The sequence below is a fragment of the Pseudomonas alkylphenolica genome, assembly GCF_000746525.1.
GTDB lineage: Bacteria > Pseudomonadota > Gammaproteobacteria > Pseudomonadales > Pseudomonadaceae > Aquipseudomonas > Aquipseudomonas alkylphenolica.
Window position 1 is genome coordinate 3,281,287 of the sequence record NZ_CP009048.1, and the last position, 13,791, is coordinate 3,295,077.

General features: G+C 61.5%; 13 protein-coding genes. 5 read left to right on the top strand and 8 right to left on the bottom strand.

Annotated elements, in window-relative coordinates; translation table 11 throughout:
- Nucleotides 1-528, top strand: a complete 528-nt coding sequence (locus tag PSAKL28_RS14965) for a cytochrome b/b6 domain-containing protein (RefSeq protein ID WP_038611874.1) — start codon at nucleotides 1-3, stop codon at nucleotides 526-528.
- A gap of 108 nt (nucleotides 529-636) precedes the next feature.
- Here PSAKL28_RS14965 and PSAKL28_RS14970 read toward each other — a convergent pair whose 3' ends face one another.
- The 3 genes from PSAKL28_RS14970 to PSAKL28_RS14980 form a co-directional block, all read right to left on the bottom strand.
- Nucleotides 637-2,751, bottom strand: a complete 2,115-nt coding sequence (locus PSAKL28_RS14970) for a TonB-dependent receptor (protein WP_038611877.1) — start codon at nucleotides 2,749-2,751, stop codon at nucleotides 637-639.
- A gap of 161 nt (nucleotides 2,752-2,912) precedes the next feature.
- Complete coding sequence (locus PSAKL28_RS14975; protein WP_038611880.1) at nucleotides 2,913-3,392, bottom strand: copper chaperone PCu(A)C; 480 nt, start codon at nucleotides 3,390-3,392, stop codon at nucleotides 2,913-2,915.
- A complete protein-coding gene (locus PSAKL28_RS14980; RefSeq protein WP_038611884.1) occupies nucleotides 3,392-4,003 on the bottom strand; it encodes an SCO family protein in 612 nt (203 codons plus the stop codon). Before PSAKL28_RS14980 ends, PSAKL28_RS14975 begins: the two co-directional genes overlap by 1 nt.
- Before the next feature lie 288 nt (nucleotides 4,004-4,291).
- Here PSAKL28_RS14980 and PSAKL28_RS14985 point away from each other — a divergent pair, with 288 nt between their 5' ends.
- Entirely contained in the window at nucleotides 4,292-5,071 is a 780-nt protein-coding gene (locus PSAKL28_RS14985) for a TSUP family transporter (RefSeq protein ID WP_038611887.1), read from the top strand.
- Here the strand turns inward: PSAKL28_RS14985 and nudC are convergent.
- Both nudC and PSAKL28_RS14995 read right to left on the bottom strand, forming a co-directional pair.
- The gene (nudC, locus tag PSAKL28_RS14990; protein ID WP_038611890.1) at nucleotides 5,039-5,869 is read right to left on the bottom strand and encodes an NAD(+) diphosphatase; all 831 of its coding nucleotides are present in this window, start codon (nucleotides 5,867-5,869) and stop codon (nucleotides 5,039-5,041) included. The genes PSAKL28_RS14985 and nudC overlap by 33 nt on opposite strands.
- Nucleotides 5,870-5,902: 33 nt before the next feature.
- Nucleotides 5,903-6,715, bottom strand: coding sequence for a crotonase/enoyl-CoA hydratase family protein (locus PSAKL28_RS14995; protein WP_038611893.1), 813 nt, complete (start codon nucleotides 6,713-6,715; stop codon nucleotides 5,903-5,905).
- Between the two features lie 158 nt (nucleotides 6,716-6,873).
- Between PSAKL28_RS14995 and nhaB the strand changes: the two genes are divergently transcribed.
- Nucleotides 6,874-8,376: a sodium/proton antiporter NhaB gene (gene nhaB / locus PSAKL28_RS15000; protein ID WP_038611896.1), complete on the top strand. Its 1,503-nt coding sequence runs from the start codon at nucleotides 6,874-6,876 to the stop codon at nucleotides 8,374-8,376.
- 74 nt (nucleotides 8,377-8,450) lie between these two features.
- On the opposite strand, the gene zwf is transcribed toward nhaB, so the two are convergent.
- A complete protein-coding gene (zwf, locus tag PSAKL28_RS15005) occupies nucleotides 8,451-9,950 on the bottom strand; it encodes a glucose-6-phosphate dehydrogenase (protein ID WP_038611899.1) in 1,500 nt (499 codons plus the stop codon).
- On the bottom strand, nucleotides 9,947-10,930 hold the full coding sequence (gene gnd / locus PSAKL28_RS15010; protein ID WP_038611902.1) for a phosphogluconate dehydrogenase (NAD(+)-dependent, decarboxylating): 984 nt from the start codon (nucleotides 10,928-10,930) through the stop codon (nucleotides 9,947-9,949). The genes zwf and gnd overlap by 4 nt, the downstream gene beginning before the upstream one ends.
- A 198-nt stretch (nucleotides 10,931-11,128) precedes the next feature.
- Between gnd and PSAKL28_RS27875 the strand changes: the two genes are divergently transcribed.
- On the top strand, nucleotides 11,129-11,296 hold the full coding sequence (locus PSAKL28_RS27875) for a DUF6026 family protein (RefSeq protein WP_167335124.1): 168 nt from the start codon (nucleotides 11,129-11,131) through the stop codon (nucleotides 11,294-11,296).
- Between the two features lie 17 nt (nucleotides 11,297-11,313).
- On the opposite strand, the gene PSAKL28_RS15015 is transcribed toward PSAKL28_RS27875, so the two are convergent.
- Nucleotides 11,314-11,805 carry a GNAT family N-acetyltransferase gene (locus tag PSAKL28_RS15015; RefSeq protein WP_038611905.1) on the bottom strand — a complete coding sequence of 164 codons (492 nt, stop codon included), beginning with the start codon at nucleotides 11,803-11,805 and terminating at the stop codon, nucleotides 11,314-11,316.
- 417 nt (nucleotides 11,806-12,222) lie between these two features.
- Between PSAKL28_RS15015 and glgA the strand changes: the two genes are divergently transcribed.
- Nucleotides 12,223-13,782: a glycogen synthase GlgA gene (gene glgA / locus PSAKL28_RS15020; RefSeq protein ID WP_038611908.1), complete on the top strand. Its 1,560-nt coding sequence runs from the start codon at nucleotides 12,223-12,225 to the stop codon at nucleotides 13,780-13,782.
- Nucleotides 13,783-13,791 lie beyond the last annotated feature (9 nt).

Genomic DNA, 13,791 nt, shown 5'->3' on the forward strand with positions numbered 1-13,791 from the left:
GTGACCAACGACACCCTGCGCCTCTGGGATCCTTTAGTGCGGTTCTGTCACTGGTCGCTGGTGCTGGCCTTTGTCGGTGGTTATTTCTTTACCGAAGAAGGCGATGGCTGGCACCGCTGGCTGGGGTATTACGCCGTGGCCATTGTGCTGATTCGTACTGCCTGGGGTTTTGTCGGTACGCCGGCAGCGCGCTGGAAAGACTTCTGGCCGACGCCGGCGCGGCTGAAGCGGCATCTGCATGCCCTGTTCAACGGCGAGGACTACCACCGTCTGGGGCACTCCCCTCTCGGCGCACTGGTCATGGTGCTGATGCTGGCGCTGATGTTCGGCCTGGGTGTGAGCGGGTTTCTGCTGGAGGAAGTGGATTACTTCTGGGGCGAAGATCTGCCGCGGGACATCCATGAGTACATGGCCAACACCTTGCTGGCGCTGGTCTGTGTGCATATCGCCGCGGCCGTGATCGAAAGCCTGCGCCTGAAGGAAAACCTGCCGTTGTCGATGGTCACCGGCAGGCGTCGCAAACCCTGAAAACAGATACACCTTACCTGTGAGAGCGGGCTTGCCCCGCGATTGCAGTCTGTCAGCCAAATCGCATCGCGGGGCAAGCCCGCTCCCACAGAAGCCCGCTCCTACCGATCAGAAGCGGTAGTTGGTGCTCAACTCCAGGGTGCGAGGCGCGCCCGGCGTGATCAGGTCGACCGAACCATGGGCCGAGGCATAGTAGTCACGGTCAAACACGTTGCGCAGGCGTAGCGCCGCGTCCCACTTCGGCTGGTTGTACAGCAAGGCTGCATCCACCGTGGTGTACGACGGCATCACCACCACGTTGTCCAGCGCGGTGTAGCGCTCATCCACATAGTTGGCGCCCATGCCCACTCGCCAGGTTTCGCTCAGCGAACGCACCAGCCACAGGTTGGCGCTGGTGCGCGGGGTCAGGGTCGGCGTCTGGCCTTCGTTCGGCACGCCATTGGTTTTGCTGTTGGACTTGGTGATCTCCGCATCGAGGAAGGCGAAGCCACCATACACCTGCCACTTGTCCGTCAGCTGACCACTGACCGTGGCCTCGAAACCGTCGGTACGTTGCTCACCCGCCAGCACCAGATTGGCCGGGTTGGCCGGGTCGGTGGTTTTCATGTTGGTGCGTTCCAGGCGGAACAGCGCAGCGGTCACCGCCAGGCGGCTGTCGAGCAGATCCCACTTGGCACCCACCTCGTAGTTGGTGGTTTCCTCAGGTTCCAGGCCCTGGTTGCCGGCGCTCAAGGCGAACACTTCGGAAGACGGCTGGTAGGAACGGCTCACCGACACGTAGTAGGAGTGAATCTGATCCGGCTGGTACACCAGGCCGACGCGTGGGCTCCAGGTGGTGTCGGTACGCGACAGCTCGGCACCCTTGAGGTCATCGTCATACTCCTGGTCGAACACGTCGTAGCGCACCCCGACCAGAGCCTTCCACTGCGGCGCCAGTTCGATCAGGTCCTGCACATAGAAACCTGCGGTGTCCTGGGTAGTGGTGCCTTTAGCAGTCTGTTTATTTGCCTGAAACGGCACATCCACCAGGCCATCAGTGAATACCGGGACCCGGGCCACGTTGTTCTGGCTGAACACCGACTGGTCCTTGACCTGGCGACCGAGTTCCACACCGTACAACAGGTTGTGGTTCATCCCGGCCAACTGCGCCTGGTGCTTGAGTTCGGTCTGGTTGAACCAGCCGTCTTCGGTGCGCTGCACGTTGCCGCGGTTCAACTTGACCAGCAGTTCGCCATTGCTACCGGTGACAAAACGCGTGGGGCTGGAGTCAGCCAGGGTGTTGTTACGGTCCAGATCGTAGTGGTAGTAACGGCTGGTATTGCTCAGGGTGAAGTCGTCGTTCAGGCGATAATCGACGCCTGCGGTAAAGGAGAAGACTTCGCTACGGGCGTAGTCATCGTCTGGATCAGCAGCGCCAAAACGCTTGTCGCGGTCGACATCCACCGGACGATCGCCCAGGGCCGGGATACCGAAATCTATCAGGCGCTTGTCGTATAGGTAGGTGGCTCCCACGGTCAGGTCGAGGTCGTCGGAGAGCTTGAAGTAAGCGGTTGGCGCAATGGCCTTGCGGTCGATGTAGCCGTCATCGCGGAAGGTGTCGCTGTCTTCCAGGGCCCCGGTAATACGGAACGCTTTGTCGCCCTGCTGTTGGTCGGCCCAACCGGCATCGAACTGGGTGCGGCGTTTGCCTTCGCTGTCGAAGCTCACCCCGACTTCCTGTACCGGGCTGAAGTTAGGCTTTTTGCTCACGCTGTTGATCAGGCCGCCGGACGACCCACGCCCGTACAGCACCGCCGCCGGGCCCTTGACCACTTCCACCCGCTCGACGTTGGAAAGGTCACGGTAGTACAGCGCATCGTCACGCAGGCCATCGACATACATGTCGCCAATGGCGCTGAAACCACGAATGGTCACCTGGTCGCGCTGGCCGTCGCCGTTGGACAGGCCAATGCCGGGCACGTTCTTGAGCACGTCTTCCATCGATTGCGCGCCCTGATCCTTGATCACACTTTGCGGCACGACGTTGACCGTCTGCGGAATGTCGCGCAGCGGTGCATCGATCTTCAGTGCGGTTTTGCTTTCACTGGCCTTGTAGCTCTGCTCTTCGTAACTGCTGTTGACCGAGGTCGCCGGAATGGCCAGGGTTTCGGCCTGCAGCGCTGGAGCAACCAGCACGCTCAGCACAGAAAGGGAAGCCGGGCGAATACGCGAAAGTGCCACCATGAATTCCTTGTTTGTAAAGATTGTAAAGAAGGATGTAAATGGTAACGATTTGTAAATGAGAAGAGAATACTAATGCGACGCAATATTTTGATGGCGTGCACAAAAAAGCCAGGCTGCCGTCCTTGACAGCAGCCTGGCTTTGGCAGCCGGTTAGCGCTCGATCAATGCATGTGCTCGTGACCGTGCATGGCTTCGGCATTCAGGGCACGTACTGGCGCCTTGACCTCAAGGGTCTGCTTCTGGCCCTTGGCGTCTTCAATCACCAGGGTCAGAGGCACCTGCTCACCTTCCTTGACCTGTTGCTTGAGCTTCATCAGCATCACGTGATAACCGTTGGGGTCGAGGCTGACGGCCTTGCCGGCGGGCAAATCGACGCTGTGCACCTGCTTCATGCCCATGACATCGTTATCCATGGTCATCTGGTGCACCTGGACGATTTCGGCCACCGGCGACTGCACATCCACCAGCTTGCTGTCGCTGCTGGCGGTGAGGGTCATGAAGGCGCCGGTTGATTGCTGGTGCGGCACAGTGGCACGAACCCAGGCGTCTTTGACGCTGGTGTCGGCCATGGCTGGCAGCGCCAGGCCGATCAGGGCCAGCGCGGCCAGGGTGCGTTTGAACGGTTGGACTGAATTGCGCATCAACATACCTCCATGACCGTGAGCAGATCTTCCGTACACTCTTTGGCGGTCAGTGAATGGGACAACCCCAGGCGCAACTGGCCACGGGAATCGAAGACGTAACTGGTCGAGGTGTGCGAGATGGTGTAGGTGTCGCCACTGGGCACCTTCTCGTAGAACACACCGAATTCCTTGGCGGCCGCGGCGGTCTCTTCGAGGGTACCGGTCAGCGCTACGAAGGAAGGGTCGAAGGCCTTGACGTAGGCATCGAGCACCTCGGGGGTGTCGCGTTCAGGGTCGAGGCTGATGAACACCACCTGCAGGAAACCGCCATCGCGGCCCATCAGCTTTTTGATCTGTGCCGCGCGCGCCAGGGTGGTCGGGCACACCGCCGGGCACTGGGTGAAGCCGAAGAACACCATCGGCATCGAGCCCCAGAAGCTGGACAGCGTACGTGGGTTGCCCTGGGTGTCCTTGAGTTTGAAGGAGCGGCCGAGGATCTTGTTGCTCATGTCCTTGCCGTATTTGAAATCGAGCGCACCACCGGAGCGGGGGTCGCAACCTGCCAGAACACCGAGGCTCAGCAGGCTGATCCCGGCCATGACCTGGCGCCGGGTCAGTAAATCAGTCATGTAACCATCCTTTCGGGAAGGTGTTGCGCCTCGCGCACGAGGCCTGTCGAGAAAGCGCGACATTTTGTCATGGCGCTCTGCCAAGGTTCCAGCGCCTATTGCCCCGTACGTCTGCATCCCTTTATTTTCGGGGTGCGGCCCGTTGTCGCAGAATGTGACAAGAACCTGAAACCGATGCATGCCTCCTACGGCTGAGCGCAGCATGCCCTGACAGACAGCCTTGATCTCCATTACCATGTCGGCCTTCGGGCGCAGCCCCTTCTGCGCCCAACCGATTAAGTCCATGCCATGCCTTTCGAACTTAGCGTAGATCTGACCACCCTCGCCATTCTCGCCGCCGTTGCCTTTGTTGCCGGATTCATTGACGCCATCGCCGGTGGCGGGGGCCTGTTGACCACCCCCGCCCTGCTGACCGCCGGCATGCCGCCACATCTGGTACTGGGCACCAACAAACTCAGCTCGACCTTCGGCTCGGCCACCGCCGGTTTCACCTATTACCGGCGCAAACTGTTCCACCCGGACCAGTGGCGCCACGCACTGGGCGGCACTTTTGTCGGCGCCCTGATCGGCGCGGTGGTCGCGCACTACCTGCCGGCTGAGTGGCTGAACAAGATGCTGCCGGTCATCGTCTTCCTCTGCGGGGTCTACCTGCTGTTCGGCGGCACGCCCAAGGCGCCGCTGGATGCCGATGTGCCGGTGAAAAAGAAGTGGCAGCTGCCCCAGGGCCTGACCCTGGGTTTCTATGATGGTGTGGCCGGGCCTGGTACCGGTGCATTCTGGACCGTCAGCACCCTGCTGCTCTACCCCATCGACCTGGTCAAGGCCAGTGGTGTGGCACGCAGCATGAACTTCGTCAGCAACGCTGCGGCGTTGTCGGTGTTCATCTTTTCCGGGCAGGTCGACTGGCTGGTCGGCTTGTCGATGGGGTCGGCACTGATGGTCGGCGCCTTTTTCGGCGCGCGTACCGCCATCAGTGGCGGCAGCAAGTTCATCCGTCCTGTGTTCATCACCGTGGTCCTGGCCCTGACCGTGCGCCTAGCGTGGCAGCACTGGTTTGGCCAGGCCTAAGCGCCGCGCCACGTAGAGATCGATCAGGTACCGGGCAATCGAGCGCCCCGCCGGCAACGGCGGCAGCGCATCGACCCGGAACCACTGGGCATCTTCAATCTCGTCCACCTGCATGACAATCTCGCCCCCGGCGTACTCGGCATGAAAACCGAGCATCATCGAATGCGGGAACGGCCAGCACTGGCTACCGACGTACTGGATGTTCTGCACTTCAATCGCCACCTCTTCGCGCACCTCGCGCACCAGGCAGTCCTCGGCCGACTCGCCGGGCTCGGCAAAACCCGCCAGGGTGCTGTAGACCCCGGTGACAAAGCGCGGTGAGCGCGCCAGAAGAATTTCGTCGCCGCGGGTGATGAGCACGATCATGCTCGGCGAAATACGCGGGTAGCTGCGCAGGTCACAGGGCTGGCAGTACATCGCCCGTTCCAGGTGGATCTGGCTCATGGCCTGGCCGCAACTGCCGCAAAACCGGTGCTCGCGGGCCCAGGTGGCGATCTGCGCCGCATAGCCGAGAATCTTGTAGGTGTCGAAGTCGCCTTCGAGCATGAACTGACGCAACCCGCGCCAGCTGCAACCGGCCACCGCTTGCGGCTGGCGCAGTTCAAGCAGGTACACCGGCTGACCATCGAAATGGCCGATGCCGTGCTCGAACAGCACGTCCAGTTCCTGACGCTTGAGCCAGTCGCGCGGGAACAGCGCACCGTTGTCGTCAACCAGGAAACCCTCGCTGCAGCGCGCGACCGCCCAGCCGCCAGCGAGGTTTGTGTCCAGTACCGCGGTGGTCCAACGCACAGCCATGTTCCGGTTCCTTGCGCGGGCCCGCCGCTGCAATCAGTCGGCGAACTCGGGTTTCTGTTTGCTCATGTGGGCGGCAACGGCCACCCGCAGATCGGTGGATTGCAACATGGCGGCGTTCCAGGTGGCAATGTACTCCAGGCCATCGTCGATTCGGTGATCGCGCATATAGCTGAGCATTTCCTTGGTACCGGCCACGGCAATGGGGGATTTTCCCGCAATTTCAGCGGCAATGGCAAAGACTCCTTCGAGCAATGCCTGATGGTCATCGTAGACCCGATTGACCAGGCCGATGCGCTGCGCCTCTTCAGCTTCGACCGTACGCCCGGTGTAGGCCAGCTCACGCATGATGCCATCGCCGATGATACGCGGCAGGCGCTGCAGCGTACCGACGTCGGCCGCCATGCCCATGTCGATTTCCTTGATCGAGAACTGTGCGTCGTTGCTGCAGTAGCGCATGTCGCAGGCCGAGACCAGGTCGATGGCGCCACCGATGCAGTAGCCCTGGATCGCTGCCAGCACCGGCTTGCGGCAGTTGTCCACGGCATTGAACGAGGCCTGCATACGCAGGATGGTGCGGCGCAGCAGGCGCGCATTGCGGCCGACGTCCTTGCCCAGCTCATTGGCCAGCGACGCCAGCATCATCAGGTCGATACCGGCGGAGAAGTGTTTGCCCGCGCCGCTGATGACCACCGCGCGGACCGCATCGGTGTCATCGATCCATTTGAAAATCTCGACGATTTCGCTCCAGAACGGCGCGTTCATCGCGTTGTACTTTTCCGGGCGGTTGATCTGCACGTGGGCGATGTTGTCGTTGAGTTCGACCTTGAATGCCTGGTACTCAGTCACAGTGCTCTCCTTGAAGGCGGCGAGGATAATCGCAGGACTATATCAAGGCACCCGCATCGCCGAAGGCCGCGCTTGTGCCAAAACCGGGACTTTTACCTTGATCTGAACGCCTGTATCCGGCACCTTGCGCTCCTGTTGAATTATTAGGATACATTTACATGTCCCGCTCCCTGGCCGGCGCCCTGGCCCATAACTTCCTCGGGCAATCGCCCCGCTGGTACAAGGCCACCCTGTGCCTGTTCCTGTTGCTCAACCCGTTGCTGCTGATCACCCTCGGGCCGGTGGTCACCGGTTGGGTGCTGGTGATCGAGTTCATCTTTACCCTGGGCATGGCGCTCAAGTGCTACCCGTTGATGCCGGGCGGCCTGCTGGTGGCCGAGGCCCTGGTGCTGGGCATGACCACGCCCCAGGCGCTGTATGACGAGCTGCTGCACAATTTCCCGGTGATCCTGCTGCTGATGTTCATGGTTGCCGGCATCTATTTCATGAAGGATCTGCTGCTGTTCGTGTTCTCGCGGATTCTTCTCGGGGTGCGCTCCAAGGCGTTGCTGGCCTTGCTGTTCTGCTTTCTTTCGGCCTTTCTCTCGGCGTTTCTCGATGCTTTGACCGTTACCGCGGTGATCATCAGTGCGGCGGTGGGTTTCTACTCGGTGTACCACCGGGTTGCCTCGGGCACCAACCCGCGGGAAGAGTCGAACCTCGATAGCGATCACAACATCGCCCAACTGCAACGCGACGACCTGCAACAGTTTCGCGCCTTCCTGCGCAGCCTGCTGATGCATGGTGCTGTCGGCACCGCGCTAGGTGGCGTCTGCACCCTGGTGGGCGAGCCGCAGAACCTGCTGATTGGCCACGAGATGGGCTGGCACTTCGGTGAATTCTTCCTCAAGGTTGCCCCGGTGTCCCTGCCGGTACTGGCCGCCGGCCTGGTGACCTGCGTGTTGCTGGAGAAACTGCGCTGGTTCGGCTATGGCACCCTGCTGCCAGACAACGTGCGTCAGGTGCTGGCCGCCTATGCCGCTGAAGACGATGCCCAGCGTACTTCGCAGCAACGTGCTGCGCTGCTGGTACAAGGCCTGGCCGCACTGATCCTGATTGTCGGCCTGGGCCTGCACATTGCCGAGGTGGGCCTGATCGGCTTGCTGGTGATCGTGCTGATCACCGCGTTCACCGGCATCACCGACGAGCACCGCCTGGGCCGTGCCTTCCAGGATGCCATGCCGTTCACCGCGCTGCTGGTGGTGTTCTTTGCGGTGGTTGCGGTGATTCATGACCAGCAACTGTTCACCCCGCTGATCCAGTGGGTGCTGGCGCTGCCGACTGAACAGCAACCGGGCATGCTGTTCATTGCCAACGGCTTGCTCTCGGCCATCAGCGACAACGTGTTCGTCGCCACCATTTACATCACCGAGGTCAAACAGGCGTTCCTCAATGGCCATATGAGCCGCGAGCACTTTGAGACCCTGGCCGTGGCGATCAACACCGGCACCAACCTGCCGAGCGTGGCGACCCCCAATGGCCAGGCAGCGTTCCTGTTTCTGCTGACCTCGGCGATTGCGCCGCTGATTCGCCTGTCGTATGGGCGGATGGTGTGGATGGCCTTGCCTTACACCGTAGTGATGGGCGGGTTGGGTTGGTGGGCGGTGACTTACTGGTTATAGAGCCCTTATCGCGGGGCAAGCCCGCTCCCACAGACCCCGGTGGGAGCGGGCTTGCCCCGCGATGCTTTTCACCCTCACCCTATCGGGTGCCACACCCGACGATCGCGGGCCAGCAACTCGTCAGCCGCCGCCGGACCATCTTCTCCGGCGGCATAGGGCTGAACCTCCCCACCCTCCTTCCACGCATCGAGAAACGGCTGCACTGCCCGCCAGCCGTTCTCGATGTTGTCGGCGCGCTGGAACAGCGTCTGATCCCCGGTCAGGCAGTCATAGATCAGGGTCTCGTAGCCCGTCGACGGCTGCATCTTGAAGAAGTCCTTGTAGGCAAAACCCAGTTCGATGTTCTCCATCGCCAACGCCGGCCCCGGTCGCTTGGCCTGCAGGTCGAACCACATCCCTTCGTTTGGCTGGATCTGGATACGCAGGTAGTTGGGCTGCAAGCGCTCAACCTCGGTATCGCGAAACTGCGCATACGGCGCCGGCTTGAAGCAGATGGCGATCTCCGTGTCGCGCACGCTCATGCGTTTGCCGGTGCGCAGATAGAACGGCACACCGACCCAGCGCCAGTTGTCGATCATGACCTTCAACGCCACATAGGTTTCGGTCTGGCTATCTGGATCGACCCGCGGCTCTTCGCGATAGCCGGGCAACTGTTTGCGCCCTTGCTTGCCAGCGGTGTACTGACCACGCACCGAATTCTTCAGCGCCATGGTCTTCGACCAGGGCCGGATGGCGCCGATGACCTTGGCTTTCTCGCTGCGCACCGGGTCGGCACCGAATGCCGCCGGTGGTTCCATCGCGACCATGGCCAGCAACTGGAACAGATGGTTGGGCACCATGTCGCGCAGGGCGCCGGTGCTGTCATAGAAGGCGCCACGGCTTTCCACGCCGACGGTCTCGGCTGCGGTGATCTGTACGTGATCGATGTAATGGTTGTTCCAGAACGCCTCGAAGATACCGTTGGAGAAGCGGCTCACGAGGATGTTCTGCACCGTCTCCTTGCCCAGGTAGTGATCGATTCGGTAGATCTGCTTTTCGCTCATGACCTTGAGCAGGCAGGCGTTGAGCGCCTCGGCGCTGGCCAGGTCCGAGCCGAAGGGTTTTTCCACCACCACTCGACGAAAGCCTGTGCTTTCATCAAGCAGCCCGGCTGCGCCCAGGCGCTGGACGACCTCGCTGAAAAAGCGTGGTGAGGTAGCCAGATAAAACACCGCATTGGCGCTGGGGTTCTTCTCAATGCGCCGGGCAATGGCCTGATAGGTGGCGTCGTCGAGGAAGTCACCGGTCTGGTAACCGATGCGCTTGGCCAGCCGGCTCCAGTGCTTTTCATCCAGACAGTTGGCGCCCTGGCTGGCTTTGTCGCGCTCACGCATGAAGGCTTCCAGGCGTGCGGCGAACTCGGCGTCGCTGGCGGCGTTGTGGTCCACCCCGACGATACGCAGGTTTTTATCCAGCAACCCGTCGCGGCTCAAGTTGTAAAGGGCCGGCATCAACAGGCGCTTGACCAGGTCGCCATTGGCGCCGAACAGAAACAGGGTGCAAGGTGGCGCAGCTTCGATCGGAGTATGGCTCATTCGGCTTTCTTCTCGACGTGACCACCAAAGCCAAAGCGCATGGCCGAGAGCATCCGGTCGGCATAGGTGCCCTGTTGCTGGCGTGAGCGAAAGCGGGCGAACAAGGCGCTGGACAGCACCGGTACGGGAACCGCCTGCTCCACTGCGGCATCAATGGTCCAGCGGCCTTCGCCACTGTCGGCCACCGAGCCGCTGTAGCCACCGAGCTGCGGGTCGGCGACCAGCGCGTCAGCGGTCAAATCCAGCAACCAGGAGGTGACCACGCTGCCGCGGCGCCAGACTTCGGCGATCTCGGCGACATCCAGATCAAAGCGCTGCTCGACCGGCAAGGCCTCGCTGCCCTTGCTCTTGAGAATGTCGAAGCCTTCGGCATAGGCCTGCATCAAGCCGTACTCGATGCCGTTATGGATCATCTTCACATAATGCCCGGCACCGGCGGGACCGGCATGGATGCTAGCCTGTCCGGCACGCCCGGCCGGGCCGTGGCGGACGCGGTAGCGGGGAATGCTGCCGACGCCGGGAGCGAGGGTGGCGAACAGTGGATCGAGGCGCTCGACGACTGCTTTCTCGCCACCGATCATCATGCAGTAACCACGCTCCAGACCCCAGACACCGCCCGAGGTGCCGACATCAATGTAGTGCAACTGACGTTTGCCCAGGTCCGCGGCGCGGCGGATGTCGTCCTTGTAGAAGGTGTTGCCGCCATCGATGATCACATCGTCGGCGTCGAGCATGTCTGCCAGCTGAGCGATGGTCTGCTCGGTCGGCTCGCCGGCGGGCAGCATCACCCAGACCGCTCGCGGCTTTTTCAGTTTGGCCACCAGCGCGCCAAGGTCGTGCGCGCCATTGGCGCCCTCTTCCTCCAGCGTTTTCACGGCACTGTGGTCGCGGTCATGCACCACCGTACTATGGCCGCCGCGCATCAAGCGTCTTGCAATATTGCCGCCCATGCGGCCAAGTCCCACGATTCCCAGTTGCATGTGCCGATGCTCCCATGACTGTTGAAAATGGACCGTTCAGGCCTTCAAGGTTAGTCCAGCCTGCGTCTGCCTGGTTCAACGACAAGCGGCAAGACAGCGCGAAACAAAAAAGTTCCCATACCGGCGAAAAGAATTCAGAATCGCGCCCGACCGAGCGGCTACGCTTGTAACGAATCCCAGCCCTTCGCGAGGTATGCAATGGCCACCCTTCTACCGAAAATGCCGCCCCAGACCCTCTATGTGACGGTACACCGGGATGAATTGCGCCGCTTGCGCGAAGAACGCGACCGCCTCCAGCAGCAAGTGGCGCAGTTGAGCCAACAGTTACAGCAGGCCCAGGCGGGCAACCCAGCTACCCCCGCCTGAGCAATCTGTACGACTGTCTAAAGCGCTTTGCTCCAGAACTGCATGGCGCCATAGGCCGGATCGAAACAGGCGTGCTCGAAACCGAATCCGCGGTAGCTGCCCTGAGCCGCCGGGTTGCCTTCGAGCACTTCCAGCGTCAGTTTGCAGCAGCCACGCTGGCGGGCGATTTCCTCGACCTTGGCCAGCATCTTGTGACTCAGGCCCTTACCGCGATGTGCGAGCACCACCGACACGTCATGGATGTTCACCAGCGGTCGGCAGGCAAAGGTCGAGAATCCTTCGAAACAGTTCACCAACCCCGCTGGCTGGCCATCGACAAAGGCCAGGACGCTGAACGCATGCGGCCGCCTGGCCAGCTCTTGCGGTAATTGCGCAAGCAGTTGTGGGTCGAGTGGTTGGCCGCCGCCCATGGGGTCACGCGCATAGTGGTCGAGCACCAGGCCAATTGCCTCGGCATGCATCGGGTTGCTGTAGCTGGCTTGCAGCACCAGGATCTGTTCGACGTCCATTGTCATCCTCAAGGCTAATCAAAAAGTGCCGCCCAGCAAGCGCCGAGACAGCCCGGCGATTGTACGGTATGGCACTGAGCGAAAGTAAAGTGACCAGCGGGTCACATTTTTCACAATTTCTCTCCTACACTCAGTATTCGGCCACGAGATTGTCCGGAAAATACGACAGAAATAAGTCGAACTTTCTGAAATCGCAGTAGGTCAGCAAGTTATGAGGCCTACGTTTCCGGACATCCGGGCGAAGCCTAAATACCCCATTTCGCTTCACCACGCCGTCGGCTGGATCGCCGCATCGCGTAGCGCTTGCGCGCAAGGTTTACGGGCATGGATCGCAAGGTTGCTTCCACACACAGAGAGACGCTTGGCAGACACACAACAACGGGTGCCCACACCCGCCACATAGGGACGGAGAGAAGTATGATCAGTGCCGCTGTCGAACCTCATGTAGAGCATTTCACCCCGGACAACCGTGCGCCTGTGAGCACGGACTTCAACACGACAGCCAAGGCACCCGGCGCCGATTCCCGGCACAATCCGAACAAGCGCAAAGTCTTGTTCGTCACTTCGGAAATCGCTGACCTGGTCAAGACCGGCGGCCTGGGCGACGTATCCGCCGCCCTGCCGCGAGCAATGCGTCACCTGCATGATGTACGCGTGTTGATCCCCGGTTACCCGCAGGTACTGGAAAGCGAAAACCCCATTCACCTGGTCGGTGAGCTGGGCGGTCATGCGGCATTGCCGCCGTGCAAGATCGGGCGCATGGACCTGGCCGACGGCCTGGTCATCTATGTGCTGATCTGCCCGGAACTGTATCAACGCGAGGGCACTCCCTATGGTGCCAACAACGGTCGTGACTGGCCGGACAATCACATTCGCTTCGCCCGCCTGGGCCTGGCGGCCGCCGAGATCGCTGCCGGTGAAGGTATGGTGCACTGGAAGCCCGACCTGGTGCACGCCCACGACTGGCCCGCTGGCCTGGCACCGGCCTACATGCACTGGCGCGGCCTGCAAACCCCTACCCTGTTCACCATTCACAACCTGGCTTATCAAGGCGTGGTCAGCCGCGCCTGCTGCCCGGAACTGGCGATTCCCGCCCATGCCCTGCAGCAGGAAGGTATGGAATTCTACGGCAAGCTGTCGTTCCTCAAGGCCGGTCTTGCCTACTCCAGCCATATCACCACGGTCAGCGCTACCTACGCCCGGGAAATCACCACCCCGGCCTTCGGCTGCGGTCTAGACGGATTTCTCGGCAGCAAGGCGCAACAAGGCCTGCTCAGTGGCATCCCCAACGGCATCGACGAAAGCTGGGATTCGGCCAGCGACCCGCACCTGGCTCACCCCTTCAGCCTCAATGACTGGGACGGCAAGGCAGTCAACAGCCGTCAGGTGCGCGAGCTGTTCGAGCTCAAACCTTCCACCGGGCCGCTGTTTGCCGTGGTCTCCCGCCTGGTCTACCAGAAAGGTCTGGACCTGACGCTGGGGGTGGCCGACTACATTGTCAGCCAGGGTGGCCAGATCGCGATCATCGGGCGTGGCGAGCCGGAAGAAGAACAGGCCATGCGCGAACTGGCCCTGCGTCACCCCGGCCAGATCGGCGTGCGTATCGGCTTTAACGAGACCGATGCCCGGCGCATGTTCGCCGGCAGCGATTTTCTGCTGATGCCGTCGCGCTACGAGCCTTGTGGCCTGAGCCAGATGTATGCGCAACGCTTCGGCTCGCTGCCGGTCGCGCGCAACACCGGTGGCCTGGCCGACACCATTGAAAACGGTGTCACCGGCTTTCTGTTCGACGAGTCCACGGTCGAAAGCTACCGCGAAGCGCTCAGCCGGGCCTTCTATGTGTACGGCAAAAAGGACCTGCTGGGCGCCATGCGCTGCCTGGCCATGACCCAGCCGTTCAACTGGTGCCAGGCGGTGGAACCCTATGCGCGGTTGTACGAGGAACTGGTCGAGCGGGCGCAGGTGACAGGACGCTGAGCACGAGGT

Excerpts from the sequence above, each read along its gene's own strand:
- PSAKL28_RS14970 (WP_038611877.1), bottom strand. The coding sequence starts at position 2,751 with ATGGTGGCACTTTCGCGTATTCGCCCGGCTTCCCTTTCTGTGCTGAGC.
- PSAKL28_RS14975 (WP_038611880.1), bottom strand. The coding sequence starts at position 3,392 with ATGCGCAATTCAGTCCAACCGTTCAAACGCACCCTGGCCGCGCTGGCC.
- PSAKL28_RS14980 (WP_038611884.1), bottom strand. The coding sequence starts at position 4,003 with ATGACTGATTTACTGACCCGGCGCCAGGTCATGGCCGGGATCAGCCTG.
- PSAKL28_RS14985 (WP_038611887.1), top strand. The coding sequence starts at position 4,292 with ATGCCTTTCGAACTTAGCGTAGATCTGACCACCCTCGCCATTCTCGCC.
- nudC (WP_038611890.1), bottom strand. The coding sequence starts at position 5,869 with ATGGCTGTGCGTTGGACCACCGCGGTACTGGACACAAACCTCGCTGGC.
- nhaB (WP_038611896.1), top strand. The coding sequence starts at position 6,874 with ATGTCCCGCTCCCTGGCCGGCGCCCTGGCCCATAACTTCCTCGGGCAA.
- zwf (WP_038611899.1), bottom strand. The coding sequence starts at position 9,950 with ATGAGCCATACTCCGATCGAAGCTGCGCCACCTTGCACCCTGTTTCTG.
- gnd (WP_038611902.1), bottom strand. The coding sequence starts at position 10,930 with ATGCAACTGGGAATCGTGGGACTTGGCCGCATGGGCGGCAATATTGCA.
- PSAKL28_RS27875 (WP_167335124.1), top strand. The coding sequence starts at position 11,129 with ATGGCCACCCTTCTACCGAAAATGCCGCCCCAGACCCTCTATGTGACG.
- PSAKL28_RS15015 (WP_038611905.1), bottom strand. The coding sequence starts at position 11,805 with ATGGACGTCGAACAGATCCTGGTGCTGCAAGCCAGCTACAGCAACCCG.
- glgA (WP_038611908.1), top strand. The coding sequence starts at position 12,223 with ATGATCAGTGCCGCTGTCGAACCTCATGTAGAGCATTTCACCCCGGAC.